Raw genomic sequence first — 18,820 nt, forward strand, 5'->3', positions numbered from 1 at the left:
TCGTCGGGAGCGCGAACTTCCCGAACGCCTTGTGGAGGACGTACATGTCGACGGTGTCGCCGGGGGTTGGCGCGTCCTCGATCTTACAGCCGACGAAGGTGCGCACCTCGTCCCAGAACGCGATCACGTCCTGCTTGCGGTCGATCTCGACGCACAGCTCCACGTCGCGGATGCTGTACTCCAGCAAGCGCTCGGGGTCCTGCTCCCAGAGGTCGCCGATGTCGCCCGTGTAGCGCTCCTTCCCGACGCCCAGCTCGCGCTCGCCGACCGCGTCGAGGCGGTACGACTCCAGCTCGGTGAACATCGTGCGCTTGTAGGCGTACAGGAGGTCGAAGACGACCCGGCCCTTCACGTCGGGGCCGCCCCAGCCGGAGCGCCACACCTCGCCGATCCGGGAGAGCCGGTCGACGTCGAGGTCGTACTGGCTCCCGTCGTCGAGCTCCTCCAGGCGGTCGAGGACGTACGGCGCGTCGAAGTCCTCGAAGTTCCACCCGGTGAGCAGGTCCGGGTCGGTGTCGTCGATGTACTCGACGAACGCGTCGAGCATCGCGGCCTCCTCCTCGAACGTGCGGACCCTGAACTCGAGGTCGGACCCGTCCCCGACGATCCCCTCGTAGTCGGGGAGGTCTTCGGGCGGGGGGATCTCCGCCTCCGGCGCGTCGTACAGCCAGACGACGTACTCGTCGTCGTAGGAGTCGTGGCTGGTGAGACAGATGATCGGCTCCTCGCCGTCCTCCGGGAAGCCGCGGCGGTCGTCCACCTCGATGTCGAAGGTGTTCACGCGCAGGTCGGCGTCGACCTCGGCGGGCTCGAGGTGTCCCTCGTGGACCTGGATCGTCCCCTCGCCGTCGTCGAGGCGGCGCTCCTCGACGCGGATCCCGCCGTCGATCCCGTTGTCGATCAGGAAGCGGTTCGGGAAGAGGATGTCCGCCTCGAAGCTCGTCGCGAAGTCGTCGCGGATGTTCCCCACGTCGCGGGGCGTCCGCGTGACGATCCGGGTGAGCTGCTCGCCGCGGATGCTCTCGTAGGGCTCGCCGTCCGGGCCCGCCTCGCGCGTCCCGATCACCACGTCGTACTCCTCGACGGGGTCGCGGTCGAGGTCGGCCGTCGGGACGTAGAAGTACGGCTCGACGCCCAGCACGCGGAGGTGTTCGACGACGTCGTGGTCGGCGTCCCCGTCGACGTGCTCCGCGGGCCGCCGCCCGAACACGTGGACGACCGGGTACTCGTCGCTGCCGTACCCCTCCACGGCGTAGTCGATCTGGGTGATCATCAGCTCGACGGTCCCGGTCGACTCCGGGAACTTCGCCTCGTCGACGTCGACCACGTCGTTGACGTGGCCCCGGCCGCCCCCGGCGACGACGGCCGCCTCCTGCGCGGCCAGCTCCTCCCGTTCGGTGTCCGTGTCGCCGTCGGCCTCGCCGTCCGCGCCGCCGGTCGACGAGAAGTCCGACAGCCCCGACTGAGTCATATCCGTGCTTCGGCGTCACCCGGCTAAAAAACTCGGCTTTCGGGTGCGGCGAGGTATCCCGCCACGGAAAGGCATATATTGTGTGACTTCTTACCACGGTCTATGCCTTCGGACCCACGTTCCGAACCCCAGGCGGCTCGCCCGGCCGACTCCGACGCGGTCGACGCCGAGGTGGAGGTGTACGAGGACGACGGGAACGTGGTGCTCTTCGACGCGACGAACCCCCTCGCGTGGGTCGAAGCGAGCCGAACGGTGCGGCTCGCCGACGCGCTCTGACCGGCCCGCCGACTCCGCGCGTTCTCCGTCCGCCCGCTCCCGTAGCCGCGGCGTCGCCCGGACGGAACCCCTTTGCCCCGGCCCGACGTAGGTCCGGGCGTGTTCAGCCTCGACGAGGACGACGAGGGCGAGATCTCCGTCGGCGAGAGCTCCGACGCCGAGCGGGAGATGACGCCCGACATCCCCGAGGCCCCGTCGGTGAAGACGTTCGACGACGGCGGCGACTTCGAGGGGGCGAGCGACGTCGACCAGGGAACCCTCCGCGCGTTCGTCGTCGCCGTCGTCTACGCCAACGCCGCCGTCCTCCTCGTCGCGCTCGGCCCGATGGTGTGGTTCTTCGAGGGGTGGTCGCGGGTCGGTCCGGCGCTGCTCGTCGTCGGCCTCCTCGCCGGGGTCCGAACGTACCAGACGTACCGGTCGTGGCGGCGCTCACGGGACGAGGTGGACGAGGGGGACGACCCGCCGTCTGACCGTGACGCGGAGGAAGATGCCGCCGACGCCGATGTTTCCGCCGATTCCGATTCCCCTGCCGACGCCGACACCGCTGCCGACTCCGACGCCCCCGCCGAGCGCCCGGAAGCGTAATGTCCGACGAGCGCGCTGTTCCGACCATGCAGACGGTCCGCGACGGCGACGGCGAGACGTACCTCCTCGTGAAACGCTCCGCCGAGTCGAGTCGCGTGCGCGACCCGGCCACCGGCGCGGAGCGGTACGTCGACAACGACGACCTCAGCGTCGTGGACGGGGAGTCGCCGCTCGCGACCGCCGCCTCGGGCGTGCCGGAGCCGGTCCGCCGGACGCTCGGTGCGGTCCGTGACGACCGGTCGCTCGGCCTGCTCGCGGTGGTCGTCGACGAGGGGCCGATCGCCGCGATCGACCTCCTCGACGCCGCCGACATGTGCGAGTCGGACCTCCACGGTTCGATCACGGAGTTCCGCGCGGCCGGGCTGGTCGAGGAAGCCGAGGTCGCCGGCCGCCGCGGCTACGAGGCGACCGCGGTCGCGATCGAGGCGCTGGAGCTCTTGCGCGGCGAGCCGGACTCGGCGGCCGTCACCGACTCCGACGAGGACTGACCCCGACCACCGCCGCCCGCTCGTCACCGACAGAAAGCACTTGCCGCCCGCGCTGGACCTTCCCCCATGGCGATTCGACGGAACCGCCGCGTCACCGCCGGACTCCTCGCGGTCAGTCTCGGACTCCTCGCGCCGTTCGCGTCGGAGCGAGTCCTCGCCCACCAACTCGGTCTGGCCGGACCGCCCGTCGCGTACGGGATCTGTGGCCTCACGGCGCTCGCCGCCGTCGCCGCGTTCCGGTACTCCTCGGCTCGCTCGTGGCGATCCCTACTCGTGTACGCCGCGCTCGCCGCCGTCGGCGCGCTCGGCTCGTTCGGATACCTGTTCGGCACGACGCGGGCGTAGCTCCCCGATCGATCGCCGAGCGACAATCGGACCGACCGGACCGGGACTCGCCGAGGGCGCTCGGAGAGCGCTTCACACCCCGAGCGCCTCCCGTCAGTCGTCCGCGAGCGACGCGACGTCGAGGTCCGCCGCGTCCTCCCGACGGACGGTCGAGCGGTTCGAGCGGGGGTCCTTCTCGACGGTGACCAGCTCGTCGGCGGCGCCGACCAGCTCGTCGTCGTGGCTCACGATGACGATCTGGCGCACGCCGAAGCCGCGCATCTCCTCGACGAGCCGGACGAGCCGCGAGACGTGCCCGGAGTCGAGGAACACCGTCGGCTCGTCGAGGATGAGCGGCGGCGTCGGCGCCGCGCCCTCGATGCCCTCCGAGAGCAGCCGGTAGATCGCACACCGGAGCGAGAGGTTGAACAGGGCGCGCTCCCCGCCGGAGAGCTGCTCGGGGTCGAGCGGCTCGCCGTCCTTCTGGTAGACGGTGAGGACGTACTCGCCGTCGAGCTCGATGTGCGAGTAGGCGTCGTTCCCGTAGACGAGCTCGAACGTCTCGTTGAGCGTGCGCTCCAGTTCGCTGACGTTGCGCTGGCGGAGCTCTGCGCGCAGGTCGCCGTACATCGTCTCCAGCTCGCTCGTCTCCTCGTGGAGCGCCTCGAGCGCGTCGACCCGCTCGCGCAGCGCCTCGCGCTCCTCGCGGAGCGCCTCCAGCTCGCGGATGTCGCCTTTGATCCCGCCGATCGCGTTCTGGAGTTCCTCCCGCCGCTCGTCGAGCCGCTCGAGCTCGCCGGCGACCTTCTCGAGGTACTCCACTGCCTCCTCTTTCCGCTCTCTCGCCGTCTCGACCGCGGACTCGTCGACGGCGTCGGCGAGCTCGTCGCGCCGCTCGCGCTTGTCAGCGAGCCGGTCGCGCCGCTCGTCGTTCACCTCCGTCAGGTTCTCGCGCTTCTCGCGGCGGCGCTCGATGTCGTCTTCGGCGTCCGCGATCGCCGACAGGCGCTCCTCGACCGCCGTCACCGCCTCGCGAGCGTCCGCGACCGCCTCCAGATCGGCCTCCAGCTCTGCGACGCGCGCCGCGGCCGCCTCGGCCTGCTCGCGCTTCTCCGCGGCGACCTCACGCGTCTCATCGGCCTCCGCGCGGAGCTCGGCGGCGCGCTCGCGCTTCTCTTCGGCCGCCTCGCGCCGCTCGGTCGCCGCGGTGCGCTTCTCCTCGACGCGCTCTTCGAGGGCCGCGATCCGCTCGTCGATCTCGTCCAGCCGGTCCGCCGCGCTCGCGAGCCCGTCGAGCTCCGCGACCCGCTCGTCCAAGTCGCCCTCGCGCTCGCGGGCGGTCTCCAGCTCCGATTCGAGCTCCGCCACCCGCTCGCGGTCCTCGTCGATCCCGCTCGCGTGCGGCGAGTCCGCCACCGGCTGGCCGCACTCGGGACACTTCCCGGCCGCCAGCAGCGCCTCGGCCTCCTCGACGCGCTCGCGGGCGTTCTTCAGCTCCGCAGACAGCTCGGCGATCCGCTCGCGGACCTCGCCCCGCTCGTCGCGCAGCGCCTCGCGCTCGTCGGCGACGCCGTCGCGGTCGACGTCGGCGTCGGCGGCCGCGAACCGCTCGCGGAGGTCCGCGGCCTCCTCGCGGAGCTTCTCCATCGACGACTCGCGCGCTGCCGCCTCCTCTGCGGCCGACTCGGCCTCGTCGGCGAGCTCGTCGGCCTCGGACTCGATCTCCGCGGCGCGGTCGGTGCGATCGTCGGCCTTCCCGGCGAGGTTCGTCGCCTGGTTGCGCAACCCCTCGGCGTTCACCCGCGCGTCGTCTAGGTCCCCGCGGATCCCCGCCTCTCGGTCGTCTAGCTCGGTACGTCGCGCGGCGATGGCCTCCTCGGTCGCCGCGTCGAGGCCGGCGTCGTCGAGCCGGTCGTCGATCGCCGCCTCGATCTCGGCGATCCGCTCGCGAGTCTCGCGGATCGCGTCGCGGTGGTCGTCGCGCTGACGCTCCGCCTCCCGGATCGCGGTCTCGATCTCGTCGATCTCGGCCTCCACCGACTCCAGTTTCTCCCGCTTCTCCGCGTGGGTCGCCAGCGTCTCCGCGGCCGCGTCGCGCGTCTCCTTCGCCTGCTCCCGCTGGGTCTCGTACCGGTCGATGTCGTCGGTGACGTCGCCGAGTTCGCCCTCCAGCTCGTTGAGCCGCGCGTGGAGCTCCCGGTCCTCCTTCGCGGCGATCTGCTCGTCGAGCTGGTCGAGTCGCCCGCGGCGGTTCTCCAGCACGTCCTCGACCCCGAGCCGGGCGTCGCCGGCGCGCTCGCGGTACTCCTCTAACTTCCCGAGCTGGAGCAGGTCGTCGATCGTGTCCTGCCGCTCCCGGGGCGTGGCGTTGATCAGCTTGTTCACCTCTCCCTGCCGGACGTACGCGCAGTTGACGAACGCCTCGGCGTCCATCCGCAGAAGCTCGGTGACGAACTCGCGGACGGCGCGCGCGCCGTCGCGCGTCACGTCGCTCCCGTCGGTCGACTCGAGCGTACACTTGTGGTCGATCCGTCCGTCGTAGGACTTGAGCCGCCGCTCGACACGGTAGGAGACGCCGTCGTGAGTGAACCACAGCTCGACCTCCGTCTCCGCCTCGCCGTTCGTGATGACGTCTTCGAGAGTGCCGTCGAGCGCCTTCGACCCGTACAGCGCGAAGAAGCAGGCCTCGAGCAGCGACGACTTCCCGCTGCCGTTGAGCCCGTGGATCACGGTGACGCCCTCGGTCAGCCGCAGGTCGGCGTCGCCGTACGGCTTGAAGTTCGCGAGGCGGACGCGGTCGAACTTCACAGGTAGTCCTCCATGGAGACCTGGCCGTCGGTCGACGCCGGGTCGGGGTCGTCGGGCTCGGCGCTCTCCGGCTCGGCGGTCGATTCCGGGGGATCCGACTCGTCGTCGTCCGATTCCTCCCCGTTGTCCGGTTCGCTATCGTCCTCCGGTTCGCCGTCGGTTGCCCCGTCGGCGTCGTCAGACTCGCCGGCGTCACCGACGACATCGCTGCCGTCGACGGCCTCGAACGCGCCGAGATCGCCGTCCTCGTCGAGCCGCTCTTCGATCCTGCGTTTCACGGTCTCGCGGACGTTCGCGTCGGGGACGCCGTCCTCGCGGACCGCGCGCTCGACGTCGCGAGCGGCGGTCGAGAGCGCCATCTCGTCGAGCCGGTCGCGGACGGCGTCCTCCGGGTCGGCGAAGCTCACGTCCACCTCGCCGTCGGCGTCGACCTCGCGCCGGTCCGTGACGCGCGCGACGAGCGCCCCCTCGTCGCTCGCGAACTCCTCGACGGCCGCCGGCGTCACCGGGTCGCCCTCCCCGGTGATCTCCACGTGGACGACCGCTTCCGCGAGGTCGTGTTCGCGGACCCGCTCGCGGACCCGCGGCTCGCCCTCGCCCTCGCGCAGTTCCACCGAGACGAAGACGAACGGTCGGGTGTCGAGCGCGCGGCGCCGGATCTCGACGCGGTCGTCGCCGCCGGCCGCGTCGGCGTCGAAGACGACGAGGTTGTAGCCGCGCCCCTCGCGCTCGCTCGCGCTCGCGCGCTCCGTCGACCCGGGGTACGTCACCCACGTGTCGGCGACCTCGGCGGTGTCCGGGGTGTGGTTGTCGCCGAGGAGCATCGCGTCGAAGGCGATGTCGCTCTCCGTCAGCACGGTCTCGGTATCCCAGTCGGCGTAGCCGAAGGGCTCGAAGAGGCCGTGCGCGACGAGCGCCGCGTAGTCGGCGTCGTGGTCGGCGAAGGCGTAGTCGAGGTCGTCGCGCCGCGAGACGGGGACGTGGTCGAGCCCGTAGAACGCGGTGTCGCCCACGACGACCGGTTCGTCGCCGAGCCGCGTGGCGAGCCCGAGGCGCTCGAAGAGGTCGAGCCACTGCCCGCCCCGCGTCGACTCGTGGTTGCCGACGACCGCGAGGAACGGGATCCCGGCGTCGTTGAGCCGACGGAGGACCGAGATGGTCCCCATCAGGTCTTGGAGGTCGGGCCGGCGGTCGTGGAAGAGGTCGCCCGCGTGGACGACCGCGTCGACGCCGCCGTCGACCGCGTCGTCGACCACGGCCTCGAAGGCGTCGAGGAAGTCCTGGCGTCTGACCGGCGAGTGGTACTGCGAGTACCCGATGTGGGTGTCGCCGGTGTGGATCACCCGTGTCATCTGTCCGCGTCTTGGCCGGTGTCGGGCTTAGGGATTCCGGGGCCGGAGCGGAAGTGGTCGCGGTCGGCGGAGTCGTGGGCGTCACCCGCTCCGCCGGCGTCACTCTCCTCGCCGGTGTCGCCCGCGGCCGCCCGTCGAAACGCCCGGTACGCGTCGAGCGCTTCGCGTCCCCGCGAGGCGATCGCCTCGTCGCCCGCGCGGTCGGCGGCGGCCACCGCCTCCGCGAGGCGGTCCAGTCCGACGGCGTCGACGAATCCCGCCGCGCGACGGACGTCGGCCCGCGCGGCGTCCGCCTCGTCGATCACGGCGACGTACGGTCGTCTCGCGGTGTCGGTGCGGGTCGCGAGCGCGGCCAGCGCGCGCTTGACGGCGGTAGTCGAGACCACGGTTCGACTGCCGCGGTATCGGTGATAAACCGTCGCGGGCGATCGCCGGCGTCGCCCCCGGCGGCGGTTCGGGCGGGGCCGCGCTCAGATGCCGAGCGAGTACAGCCGCTTGCGGGCGTCGGTGAAGGAGAACCGCGAGTCGACGACGTCCTCCTCTTCGAGCCGTGACAGCGCGTAGCGGACCGTCCGCGGGGGGAGCAGCGTCTCCTCCGCCAGTTCGCTCTGCGTCAGCGTGTCGTTGTAGTCCAGCACCTTCGCGACCAGCTTCGCGCTCGGGGGCAGGTCGCGAACGGCGGCCCAGCGGTCCGCGCTCCCGTCGTCGGCGGTGACGGCGTCGGTCGTGCTCATGCGTGTCTCGATCGTAGCCATGCTGTCTAATAATATTTACTATGAGTTTTGATTACTGTGGGAAATCAAAAAGCGCCGACATCGCGGATCGGGACGCCGGTCGTCCGTCGTCGAGGGCGGCGAAACTGGCCGCGTCGTTCCCCCACCCGAAGCCTCTTATCCGCGAGACGCTTTAATAAACACAATGAGCGACACGGTCGACGACGTCGATATGCCCTACGACGAGGGGTCGGCGTCGAAACAGGAGAAGATCGACTCCCTACAGGAGCGGCTCGACGTCCTCGAGTCCCAGAACGAGGAGATGCGCGACAAGCTCCTCGACGCCAACGCGGAGAACAACAAGTACCAGCAGAAGCTCGAGCGGCTCACCCACGAGAACAAGAAGCTGAAGCAGTCTCCGCTGTTCGTGGCGACGGTCCAAGAGATCACGCCCGACGGGGCCGTGATCAAACAGCACGGCAACAACCAGGAGGCGCTCACCGAGATCACCGACGAGCTGCGCGAGGAGCTCGACCCCGACGACCGCGTCGCGGTCAACAACTCCCTGTCCGTGGTCAAGAAGCTGGAGAAGGAGACCGACGTCCGCGCCCGCGTGATGCAGGTCGAGCACTCGCCCGACGTCACCTACGCCGACATCGGCGGCCTCGAAGACCAGATGCAGGAGGTCCGCGAGACCGTCGAGATGCCGCTCGAACACCCCGACATGTTCGAGGACGTCGGCATCACGCCCCCGAGCGGCGTGCTCCTGTACGGCCCGCCGGGCACCGGGAAGACGATGCTCGCGAAGGCCGTCGCCAACGAGACGGACGCGACGTTCATCAAGATGGCCGGCTCCGAGCTGGTCCACAAGTTCATCGGCGAGGGCGCGAAGCTCGTCCGGGACCTGTTCGAGGTCGCCCGGGAGAACCAGCCCGCCGTCCTGTTCATCGACGAGATCGACGCCATCGCCTCGAAGCGGACGGACTCGAAGACTTCGGGCGACGCCGAGGTCCAGCGGACGATGATGCAGCTGCTCTCCGAGATGGACGGGTTCGACGAACGCGGCGAGGTCCGGATCATCGCCGCGACCAACCGCTTCGATATGCTTGACCCCGCCATCCTCCGCCCCGGTCGGTTCGACCGCCTCATCGAGGTCCCCAAGCCGGAGACCGAGGGCCGCGAGATCATCTTCCAGATCCACACCCGCAACATGAACCTCGCGGACGGCGTCGACTTCGCCGAGCTGGCCGAGCTGACCCCGGAGGCCTCCGGGGCCGACATCAAGGCCATCTGTACGGAGGCCGGGATGTTCGCCATCCGCGACGACCGCACCGAGGTCACGCTCGACGACTTCATGGAGGCGCACGACAAGCTCAGGCAGGACGACGAGACGAACGCCGACGACTCGCTGGCGTTCGCCTGATCGGCCCTCGCTTCTCTCTTCGGCGCTCGTTCCCGCCGTCTTCGCGTCGACGCCCGGCTCGCACAGCGCCGCGAGACGCCGCGCTATAACGCGGTGACGGCGAGGTACGGCACCACGAAGAACAGCAGGAACACGAGCCCGGTCGCGAGCGCGTACCCGGCACCCACGCCGACGAGCGTCACCCACCCGTCGTCGACCGCGTCTACGGCGTCCATGGCCGATCCACCGCGGCTCGGGACTTAAATCCGCCCGCTCGGGGTCGCGGGGACGACGAGACGCCGGTCGATCTCGGGCGCGTGCCGGTCACACGTCGCCCGCCATCGCTCGGAACAGCCCGTCGGCGAGGGCGTCGCGGTCGACGCTCTCGAGCTCGTCTTCCCCCGTGGGATCGACGTCCGGCTCGATCGTCCCGCCGCCCATCCGGGAGTGTCCGCCGCCGTTCCCGTTGTCGACGTCGTCTAACACCGCCGCGATCGCGTTGCCCATGTGGACCCGGTCGTCGCGCGACCGCCCCGAGAGGTGGACGGTCTCGTCGCGCTCGCCGATCACCACGACGGCGCTGACCCCCTCCAGCTGGATCAACTCGTCGGCGGCCTGCGGGATCGCGTCCACGTTGTTCACGCCGCCGACGTCGGCGACCGCGAACGACCCCTCGATTCGCCGCCCCGCGATCGCCCGCGCCTTCACCTCCAGCACCTCCGCGTCGACCGCGGGGTTGGCGATGCGGTCGAGCCGGTCCTGGTCGACGCCGGGGTAGAGGTAGGCGGCCGCCGCGAAGTCGGGCTCGCTGGCCCCCACCGTGAGGTGTTTCGTGTCTGCGAGGATTCCGTACAGCAGCCCGGTCGCCGTGTCCGTCGACAGCGTCAGGCTGCTCGCCGTCTCGCTCGCGTGCTTGTCCGGCGGCACGGGGACCGCGTCGTTGTCCCGGAAGTACTCGGCGACGACCGACGCGGTCGCGCCGTAGTCGGTCCGCACGTCGGTGAACGACTCGCCGGCGCCGTCCCCCGGGTGGTGGTCGACGACCGCCGTCGGCAACACGCCGTCGGCCCCGGCGAACCCCCGCGGCTCGTTGTGGTCGACGAGGACGACCGACTCGGCCGCGAGGTCGCTCACGTGCTCGATCGGCTCGAGTTCGAGGTCGAGGACGGTCCGGAACGCCCGGTTCTCCTGGTGGCGGATCTGCCCCGGATACTGGACGGTGGCGTCGACGTCCGCCTGGCTGGCGAGGGAGGCGACGCCGACCGCGGCCGACATCGCGTCGGGATCCGGATTCGGGTGCATCAGCACCGTTATCTCGTCTTCTCCGGCCAAGAGCCGGCGGAACCGGACGCCGGGGGTCATCCGCGACCGGAGCACGATGAGGCCGGCGCCGACGGCGACGAGGACGGCGAGCGCCACGGCGACGGCGATCTCGGGATTCTCCCGAGCCATGGTCTCCGCCTGCGAGAGCCGGTCGCCGGCCGCGATCATCGCTCGCATGCCTTGTGGCGAATCGCTCCCGACACATGAAGGTTCGTTAGCGTTCCGACGCTCTGGAACCGACGGAACGGGTCGCGACTCCGCGACTCCACGGCTGCGCGGTCGCGCCCCCGTCGACGCACGCTTCCATTCCCGTGCGCGGGCCGACGCGCGCTACTCCGCCCGCGACCGGAACGCGCGAACGGCGTCGCGGTAGCCCGACCGGAACGTCGGGTGGGCGAACTCGTAGCCGAGGTCGCGGAGCAGCGCGTTCGAACACCGCTTGCTCGTCCGGATCCGCCGCTCCGCGGCCGCGGTGAGGTCGCCGGCCGCGATCCGCTCGTCCTTCGACAGCTTCTCCGGGCGCGGGACTCCGCAAGCGTCCGCGAGCCAGTCGGCGAACGCGTGCTTGTCGACCGGCTCGTCGTCCACGACGAGGACGGCGCGGTCGCGCGCGCGGTCCGTCTCCAGCAGGTGTCGGACCGCCCCCGCGGCGTCGTCGCGGTGGACCATGTTGAGGTAGCCGGCGGTGACCGGCCCCTCGACGTACCGCTCCAGCCGGTACCGGTCGGGCCCGTACAGCCCCGCGAACCGGACGACGGTCCCGTCGATCCCGGCCTCGGCCGCGCGCTCCGTCGCGATCCGCTCGGCCTCTGCGAGGACGCGGGTCTTCTCCGTGGTCGGCTCCACCGGCGTCTCCTCGTCGACCCACCCGCCGTCGTGGTCGCCGTACACGCCCGTCGAGGAGGTGTACACCAGCCGCTCCGGCGGCGACGCCCGCGAGCCGTACTCGTCGACGACGTTCGCCAGCCCGTCGACGTACACCTCCCGCGCCGCGTCGGCGCCGCGCCCGCCCGAACTGGCCGCGAAGACGACCGCGTCGGCGTCCGGCAGGTCGGAGAGCGACGCCGGGTCGGTCGCGTCGGCGCGGACGGCCTCGACGTCTGGCCCGACCGCGTCGACCGCGTCGAGCCCGGCGTCGGACCGGCGAACGCCGGTCACCGCGTGGCCGCGGTCGTCGAGCTGTCCCGCGAGCGCCAAGCCGACGTACCCGCAGCCGACGACGACGACCCTCATGGCTTCCGGCGCTCGATGACCGCGAGGATCTCCGCGAGCTGGCCGAGGGTCAGCGTCGTCCGTCCCTCCAGCGCCTGTTGCACCTCCTGCCCGGTGAGGTCGGCGTCGATCCGCGCGGCGATCGCGTCGACGTCGAGGACCGCGGTCGCCATCCCCATCAACAGGTGATCGCGCACCTCGGCGACGATCGCGTCGGCGTCGCGGTCCGGCTCCGCGGCCGCGAGGACGGCCGCCCCGTCCGCCAGCGAGAGCGCCGCGACGTCTCCGTCACGGACGGCGTCAGCGTCCGCCTCGGTCAGTCCAACGCCACCGACGAGTCGGTCGCGATCGACGCTCGCCGCCGCCTCCGACACCAACGCCGCGAAGGCGGCGAGCAGGTCGGCCGCCGCCGGCTCGTCGGCGTCGACGTCGGGTCCGACTTCGCGACCGTCGACGACTTCGTGGAACATACCTCCACTCCGTCTCCGCGTCTCAAAACGCCTGCGGTCGGGCGCGTTTCGGCCGTTCAGCTCTCCCGGTCGCCCGATCGCTGCCCGCTCGCACACTCGTTCTCCCCCTCCGGCGACGGGCTCAGCGCCCCCGGACACGGCCACCCGGCGGAGGTCTCGTCGCGGGTCCCGTCGACGTCGCCGACTCCCGGCGGCCCGGCGGGCACCGCGACGACGACGACCGTCCGCGTCTCGAACGCGACCGGCTCCGTCGCCCCGAGCGCGACCGACTCGCCGTTCACCTCGACGGTGACCTCGCCGCGCTCCCGAACGTACTCGAACGGGCGACCGGGCGTACCGACGTTCGCCCGGAGCGCGAACCGCGGGTACTCGCCGCGAACCTCGACGCTCCACGCGTTGACCGTCGCCACCCAGTACCCGGGCACCGGTGCGACCGGGATCCCCGCCCCGACGCTCCGAACTGGCTTCGGGACCCGCTCGTCCGGCACCGACGCGACCGCCCGCCGCGCGCGGTCCTCGATCGCCGATTCGACTTTCTTCCGACGAATCGCGCGGGACGCGGCCGTCGTCTCGTCGACGAACCGCGCCGGCACCCGGACCGCGTCTCGGCCCGCCTCCGCCCGCGTCTCGACGCGGAGGTGCGCCGCGAGCCCGAGCCGCTCGGCCGCCGACAGCCCGGCGACCCGCGCCGCCTCGCTCGCGACCCGCTCCGGGTACTCCCCCTCGCCGACCGCGACGGCCCGCGCGCCGAGCGAGCCGTACTCGGCCGCGGCGCGCTCTAGCACCGCGTCCCGCTGCTCGCGCGAGAGCGCGGTCCGCTCCGCGAGCCGGGCCGCCAGCGCGTCGTCGAGGCGCCCCAGCGAGGCGTCGACTCGTCCGGCGAGCGCGTTCCTGTCGGCGCGGAGGTCGTCGTTCGCCGCCGCGGCGAGCGCGTCGTCCGCCGCGAGGAGCGACCGGCCGGCGACGCCGAGTCGGACCGTGCCGTCGGTGCCCAGGATCCGGTCTGCGATCCCGCCGGAGACGTCGCCGTACGGGACCGTGGCGTAGTTCACGTTTCGCGTCGCGAGCGGCCGAATCGTCGTGCCGTCGACGCCGTCGAGGCGCTCGCCGTCGACCGAGGTCCGCGGGAGGTACCCGGGCGACCCCTCCGGCGCGAACGTGACCGCACCGCCCGGCCCGTCGCCGCCGACGGCGTAGGTCCCCGGATCGCGGGCCGCCTCGCGGCTGGCGATCACCTCGCCGACCGGTGGTCCCCCGAACGCGTCGTTCACGCGCCCGAGCACGCCGTCGGTCGCCGCCTCCCTGTCCGCGGCCGCCGATTCCAGTTCCGCGACGACCGCGTCCAGATACGCGACGCGGGCGGCGACTCGCCCCCGGTCGACCGCGCCGTCGTACCGCGACGGAGCGCCCCGGAGGGCGTCGCGGCGGTCGCGAACGGTCGCGGCGAGGTCGCGGTACGGCGTCGACTCGCCGACCGCGGTCTCGGCCATCGACGCTTCGGTCTCCAGCTCTCGGACGCGCTCCGACAGCGACGCGACGTCCGCCGCGACCCGGTCGAGCGCGGCGTCCGAACGATCGCCGTAGAGCACCGTCGACCGGGTCACCTCGCCCCGTTCGACCGCGGCGCGCGCCAGTCGGTCGACGTCCCCGTCCGTCTCGACGTCTAGCGCGTCCCTCGCGGCCGCCGGCACGTCGGCCAGGTCCGTCCCGGACCCGTCGCGACCCGCCGCGGCACCGAACGTCGTGGTCGGCCTGTCCGGCGCGTCGTCGCGCGGCGCGTACGTTCCGACGACCGACACGCGGACGCGGTACCGGTCCGTCGCGGCGTCCCTCGTCACGGTGCGGTCGACGCTCACGTTCCGGACAGACCCGTTCGGTCCGCGCTCGACGACCCGCCGCTCCCACGTCGCGGTCGCGGCGCGCTCGACGACGACCTCGCGGGTCGCGCCGCCGAACGACACCGACTCGCCCGGCGACACCGTCTCGCCGTCGGTCCCGGTCCGGAGGTCGTTCCCGTCGACCGCGCGGACCCGCTCCGTCCGCGACGTGTCGACGCGCCGCCAGGGCTCGCCGAGTCCCGACCGCGGACGGTCCGGCGTCGCGGGACCGCCGTCGACGATCCGCGTCGCCTCCGTCTCCACACTTGCCTCGACGCGGTGACTCCCACGCACGATCGCTTCGAGGTCGTCGTGGACGCGCGTCGCGGCGCGGTCGGCCGCGTGACCGATCTCGACCGACGCGGTCTCGCTCGTCGAGTCTGCGGCCGGATCGAAGGCCGCGTCCTCGCTCGTCGCCGCGTCCCGGGTCGACGTCGCGTTCGCCTCCGTACCGTCCCGCGTCGGCGTCGGCGCTCCGAGGACGGCGTCCGTCCACGACGGTTCGTGAACGCCGGTCGGCGAAAGCAGGTCGGTCACGCCGGTCTCGGCGGTCGCGCGCGCCACGCCGCCGCGGGCGTCGGGGTCGCTCGTCCCGAACACGTCCCGCTGGACGCGGACGATCCCCGCGTTCGTCGACAGCTCGACGTGGCGGTTCGCGACGACGTTCTCGACGGGGGCACCGGCGTACTGCCCGTACCCCCGAGCCCACGCCATCGCGTAGAGGCTGGCGGTGACCTGCCGCCCGAGCCCGGGCCCCTCGACGGGCCCGCGGTCGAGCCGCCGCTCGAACCGCTCGGTCCGCTCGTGGGCGGCCAGCGTCGGGACGGCGACCGTGACCGTCCGGGGACGCGTCCGATTCACGACCGTCCGGCCGCCCCGAGTCGCGGTCGTCGCGACCGCCTCGAAGGTGACCCGCGTCGCCGTCCCGTTGGCGACCGGCTCGACGCGGACCCGTTCCCGGGCCGCGACCAGGTCGTCCGCCGACTCGACCGCCGGGAGCGAGACGGTCGCCTCGACGGCCCCCACGTCGCTCTCGACGGCGTCCAGCGCCTCGCTTCCGGCGATCGCGAGTCGAATCCGGAACGCGTCGCGGAACGCGGACCCTTCGCGGACTGCTTCGGCTCCGGGCCCCGTTCCATCCGGCGGCCGGGTCACCGGCTCCGCCGCCGCGTCGTGGGCGGCCTCCCGAGCCGCGCTCCTGAGGGCGGCGGTGGCGTCGGCCTCGACGCGCTCGACGGCGCGTTCGACGCGGCGGTCCTCGCCGACGAGCCCCTGCTCGGCGAGCCCCGCGGCGTACGCCGAACTCGTCACGAGCAGCAGCACGCCGACGAGCGCGAAGGGAACTCGCGCCCGCTCGTCGACGGTGAACGTCCGCGTTCGGCCCGCCTCGGTCCCCCGATCGCGACCTCGGGCGCCCACGCTCACCACCTCCGAACGACGATCCGGACCACCCCTGCGGAGGACCGGTGCCCGTCGCTCGGCCCGTCGAACCGATCCGGGATCGGTTGCCGGACCACGGCAACGGCGACGTCGGCGCTCCGGGGCGGTTCGGGACCGACGGCGACGGCGCCTCGGGGATCGGCCGCCGCCTCGTCTCGCACCGCCATCGCGTCCGCAGACCCCCGTACACCTTCGTCGTCGGCGAAACCGTTGCCGTCGCTCGGACGGGTCGGCTCGTCGACCGCCACCGTCGCGTCGACCCGCGTCCGCGGACCGAGTCCGTCGCGGACGACTCCGACGGCGCGGCGATCGAACGCCGTCGCCGCGTCGCGGGCGACGACCAGCGCGAGCAGCTCCGCGCGGGTCGCGTGAACGCGGCGCGTCTCGTTCGGCGCGTCCGCGTCGGGATACGCCACCGTCGCGGTCTCGGTGACGAGTCTGTCCGCGACGTCGGTGGCCGTGGGACCGCCGTGGCCGCCGGGGTCGCTCGCTCCGAGCGCGACGACGCTGGCGGAGACGCAGAGCAACAGCACGGTCACGTCGAGGACGGTACTCGTCATCGCCACACCACCGCGCGGAGCGTTCCGCGGACGTTCCGTCCCGGCGCGACCCGGACGGTCACCCGCCGTTCGACGACTACGACCGCCTCCGGCGACCGGACTCCCGGCGGTCCCGGGGCGTCCGCCCCCGACGCGGCCAGCCACCGTTCGCCGTCCGCCTCCAGTTCGACCGCGGTCGCGGTCCCCGGCGCCTCGACCCGCCGCATGCGGGCCGGATCGGCGACGCCGCCGACGGTGATCGCCTCCTCGGCCCGGTCGAGCGCCGCCGCCGCGGTCGACCGGTCGTCGCCGGACGCCGCGTCCGCGAACGCGCCGGCGTACAGCCCCAGCGCGAGCCCCACGACGACCACGGCGACGAGCGCGGCGACCGGTTCGACGGCCGCGCGCTCGTCGGCCGAGAACGTCGGACGCAAGAGGCTCGATACCGCCGGTTCGCTCCGTCCTGTGGAGTTCCGTGGCACGGACGGTCACCCGACCAGCGTGACGCGGACGTCCCCGTAGTGGACCCGTCGGACGGTGATCCGATCCGGTGCGGGCGCCCAGTCCCCGTCCGTCGCCCTCGCACGCTCGGCGGCCGCCGCGAACGACGCCGGGTCGTCGAACGCGGCGTCGGGCGGGACGCCGTCGAGGACGCGACGAAGCCGCGCGTCCGTCGTCGCGTTCGACTCCGCCGGCAGCACCGGCGTTACGCGCGGTGCGTCCAGCCGTGCCCGCGCGCTTCCCCGCTCGTCGCCGAGCGAGACGGAGCCGTCAGTGAGCCGGATCCGCTCCGCCGCGATCCCGTGTTCGGCTGTCGCCGGGTACTCGCCGCCGGCGATCGAGTCGACGGTGCGGGCGACGCCGTCCGCGTCCGGCGCCGGTGCGGCCGGGAACGCCGCGGCCACGCCGACGGCCGCGACGCTCACGACGGCCAGGCCGATCCACGCGTACGTGGCGTCAAGGTGCGTCTCGAACATGGCGCGGCTGGCCGCGGCCTAGTATAAAAACGATTGGCGCCGAAGCGCGGCGGGGCTCGTCGCCCCCGCTACCTCTCACCGGGCTCAAAACAGGAGCCCGGCACCGGCGAACGCGACGAGGAACGTCGCGGTGGCCGTCGGCAGCGCGATGCCGATCCGATACGCCACGAGCGTCCGGTCGAACCCGCGCTCTAACCCGGTCGCCAGGCCCGTGAGGAGCGCCGCGAGCAGCAACACGTACGTCCCGACGATCCGTCCGAGCGCCGGAACCGACAGGGACGCCGCTCCGACACTCGCCTCGGCCGCGCCGCCGCTACCGGCGGCACCGCTCCCGGTAGCCGTCATCCCGCTGCCCGCGCCCACTCCGCCGCCGAGCGCGTCTGCGCCCGCGGCCGCTCCGGCGCCGAGGCCGCCGACGTCGACGGCGTCGATCCCCGTCGCGAGCGCGACGGTCGCGCCGCCGACGAGTGGCGCGAACACCGCGGCGGTGTTCGAGAGCGTCCCCGTCACGGTCGCCAGCTGGCGGCGCGCGTCGCGCTCCAAGTCGCGGAGCGCCTCCAGCTGGTCTGCGAGTTCCAACAGCACGTCGCCGGCCGGCCGGCCCTCCCGTGCGGCGACGGCGAGCAACGCGATCGCGCCGCGGAGCCGTGGCGACGGGACGGCTGCCGCCGGGCCGCCGAGTCCGAGAAACGCCTCCCGGACGCCGACGCGGAGCGTGTCGCTGCGTCGCCCGGCGCGCTCGAACACTTCGCCGGTCGCGCCGTCCAACCGCTCGCCGGCGTTCGCGAGCGCGGTCTCGACCGCGACCCCCTCCGCCACGTCGCCGCCGATCACGGTCATCGCGTCCGGCAGTCCCCGCTCGACGTCGCGGACGTCCGACAGCACCGCTCGGCGCGGCCGCGCGAAGACGAACAGCGCGCCGCCGACGCCCACGCCGACTCCCGCGACGGGCCACGCCCACGACGCGACGAGCCGCGCCGCGGCGACGGCGGCTCCCGCTCCGAGGAGACAGCCGACGAGCAGCGCCCAGCCGCGTCGCTCCGGCACGTCGGGGTGATCGCCGCCGATCCGCGGCGGCGGAAACGCGACCGGACGACGAGAGAGCAGCCACGCGGCGGCGGCGACGAGCCCCCCCGGGAGCGCGATCAGGTACAGCCCGGCGACGAGTCCCGGACCGATCGCGACGCCGGCAGCGGCGCCGGCCGGGAGCAGTGCGACGAGCGCCAGCGGCAGCAACACGCCGAACGCGTACAGCGCGGAGACCGGCCCTCGCACCGCGCCGACGAACGACGCGAGCCGGTCGGTCGTCCCCGAGAGCGTCGCGTCGAGCGCCCTGTCGAGACACCGTCCCCGGCGCTCCGGCGGTGCGGTCGCCGCCGTTCGGACGAGCGCCGCGGCGCGGTCGATCGCCGGGAACCAGGGCCGCCACTCGCGGGCGAACGCTCGGAGCCCGCTCGTCGGGCCGTCCGCGCTCCCCCGCTCGTGGCGGGAGAGCGCCGCGGCCAGCGGACCGTCTCCCGTCCGGCCGGCGAACCGGACGGCGCGCTCGGTCGAGGGGTCGAG

19 protein-coding genes are annotated in these 18,820 nt (G+C 72.9%); 5 read left to right on the forward strand and 14 right to left on the reverse strand.

Going from position 1 to position 18,820, the window contains the following annotated elements:
• Positions 1-1,471: 3'-5' exonuclease (locus Q0116_RS08910; RefSeq protein ID WP_297887059.1), on the reverse strand; the 1,471-nt coding region annotated here is incomplete at its 3' end.
• A gap of 102 nt (positions 1,472-1,573) precedes the next feature.
• Between Q0116_RS08910 and Q0116_RS08915 the strand changes: the two genes are divergently transcribed.
• From Q0116_RS08915 to Q0116_RS08930, 4 genes are all read left to right on the forward strand, one after another.
• Positions 1,574-1,747, forward strand: coding sequence for a hypothetical protein (locus tag Q0116_RS08915; RefSeq protein ID WP_297887061.1), 174 nt, complete (start codon positions 1,574-1,576; stop codon positions 1,745-1,747).
• 99 nt (positions 1,748-1,846) lie between these two features.
• Positions 1,847-2,332, forward strand: coding sequence for a hypothetical protein (locus tag Q0116_RS08920; protein ID WP_297887063.1), 486 nt, complete (start codon positions 1,847-1,849; stop codon positions 2,330-2,332).
• Between the two features lie 26 nt (positions 2,333-2,358).
• The gene (locus tag Q0116_RS08925) at positions 2,359-2,820 is read left to right on the forward strand and encodes a hypothetical protein (protein ID WP_297887065.1); all 462 of its coding nucleotides are present in this window, start codon (positions 2,359-2,361) and stop codon (positions 2,818-2,820) included.
• A 66-nt stretch (positions 2,821-2,886) separates the two neighbouring features.
• Positions 2,887-3,165 (forward strand): hypothetical protein, encoded by a 279-nt coding sequence (locus Q0116_RS08930; protein WP_297887067.1) that lies wholly within the window; start codon positions 2,887-2,889, stop codon positions 3,163-3,165.
• A gap of 93 nt (positions 3,166-3,258) precedes the next feature.
• Here the strand turns inward: Q0116_RS08930 and rad50 are convergent, their stop codons facing one another.
• From rad50 to Q0116_RS08950, 4 genes are all read right to left on the reverse strand, one after another.
• On the reverse strand, positions 3,259-5,952 hold the full coding sequence (gene rad50, locus Q0116_RS08935) for a DNA double-strand break repair ATPase Rad50 (protein WP_297887069.1): 2,694 nt from the start codon (positions 5,950-5,952) through the stop codon (positions 3,259-3,261).
• Positions 5,949-7,304, reverse strand: a complete 1,356-nt coding sequence (gene mre11, locus Q0116_RS08940) for a DNA double-strand break repair protein Mre11 (RefSeq protein ID WP_297887071.1) — start codon at positions 7,302-7,304, stop codon at positions 5,949-5,951. The genes rad50 and mre11 overlap by 4 nt, the downstream gene beginning before the upstream one ends.
• Positions 7,301-7,690: a hypothetical protein gene (locus Q0116_RS08945; RefSeq protein ID WP_297887073.1), complete on the reverse strand. Its 390-nt coding sequence runs from the start codon at positions 7,688-7,690 to the stop codon at positions 7,301-7,303. The genes mre11 and Q0116_RS08945 overlap by 4 nt, the downstream gene beginning before the upstream one ends.
• A gap of 84 nt (positions 7,691-7,774) precedes the next feature.
• Complete coding sequence (locus Q0116_RS08950) at positions 7,775-8,038, reverse strand: helix-turn-helix domain-containing protein (protein ID WP_297887075.1); 264 nt, start codon at positions 8,036-8,038, stop codon at positions 7,775-7,777.
• A 184-nt stretch (positions 8,039-8,222) separates the two neighbouring features.
• Between Q0116_RS08950 and Q0116_RS08955 the strand changes: the two genes are divergently transcribed.
• A complete protein-coding gene (locus Q0116_RS08955; RefSeq protein WP_297887077.1) occupies positions 8,223-9,440 on the forward strand; it encodes a proteasome-activating nucleotidase in 1,218 nt (405 codons plus the stop codon).
• Positions 9,441-9,523: 83 nt separating this feature from the next.
• Here Q0116_RS08955 and Q0116_RS08960 read toward each other — a convergent pair whose 3' ends face one another.
• The 9 genes from Q0116_RS08960 to Q0116_RS09000 all read right to left on the reverse strand — a co-directional run.
• Positions 9,524-9,655 (reverse strand): hypothetical protein, encoded by a 132-nt coding sequence (locus Q0116_RS08960; protein WP_297887079.1) that lies wholly within the window; start codon positions 9,653-9,655, stop codon positions 9,524-9,526.
• An 88-nt stretch (positions 9,656-9,743) separates the two neighbouring features.
• Positions 9,744-10,919, reverse strand: a complete 1,176-nt coding sequence (locus tag Q0116_RS08965; RefSeq protein WP_297887081.1) for a bifunctional oligoribonuclease/PAP phosphatase NrnA — start codon at positions 10,917-10,919, stop codon at positions 9,744-9,746.
• A 153-nt stretch (positions 10,920-11,072) separates the two neighbouring features.
• Entirely contained in the window at positions 11,073-11,975 is a 903-nt protein-coding gene (locus tag Q0116_RS08970; protein ID WP_297887083.1) for an NAD-dependent epimerase/dehydratase family protein, read from the reverse strand.
• Positions 11,972-12,424 carry a DUF5791 family protein gene (locus Q0116_RS08975; RefSeq protein WP_297887086.1) on the reverse strand — a complete coding sequence of 151 codons (453 nt, stop codon included), beginning with the start codon at positions 12,422-12,424 and terminating at the stop codon, positions 11,972-11,974. Before Q0116_RS08975 ends, Q0116_RS08970 begins: the two co-directional genes overlap by 4 nt.
• A 56-nt stretch (positions 12,425-12,480) precedes the next feature.
• On the reverse strand, positions 12,481-15,729 hold the full coding sequence (locus Q0116_RS08980; protein WP_297887090.1) for a hypothetical protein: 3,249 nt from the start codon (positions 15,727-15,729) through the stop codon (positions 12,481-12,483).
• Positions 15,723-16,307 (reverse strand): hypothetical protein, encoded by a 585-nt coding sequence (locus Q0116_RS08985; RefSeq protein ID WP_297887093.1) that lies wholly within the window; start codon positions 16,305-16,307, stop codon positions 15,723-15,725. The genes Q0116_RS08980 and Q0116_RS08985 overlap by 7 nt, the downstream gene beginning before the upstream one ends.
• Positions 16,298-16,762, reverse strand: a complete 465-nt coding sequence (locus tag Q0116_RS08990; RefSeq protein ID WP_297887095.1) for a hypothetical protein — start codon at positions 16,760-16,762, stop codon at positions 16,298-16,300. Before Q0116_RS08990 ends, Q0116_RS08985 begins: the two co-directional genes overlap by 10 nt.
• 6 nt (positions 16,763-16,768) lie before the next feature.
• Entirely contained in the window at positions 16,769-17,257 is a 489-nt protein-coding gene (locus tag Q0116_RS08995; RefSeq protein WP_297887098.1) for a hypothetical protein, read from the reverse strand.
• Between the two features lie 84 nt (positions 17,258-17,341).
• On the reverse strand, positions 17,342-18,820 hold a 1,479-nt coding region (locus tag Q0116_RS09000; protein ID WP_297887101.1), incomplete at its 5' end, for a type II secretion system protein.

The organism is uncultured Halorubrum sp. (assembly GCF_937146585.1).
In the GTDB taxonomy this organism is placed as follows: domain Archaea; phylum Halobacteriota; class Halobacteria; order Halobacteriales; family Haloferacaceae; genus Halorubrum; species Halorubrum miltondacostae.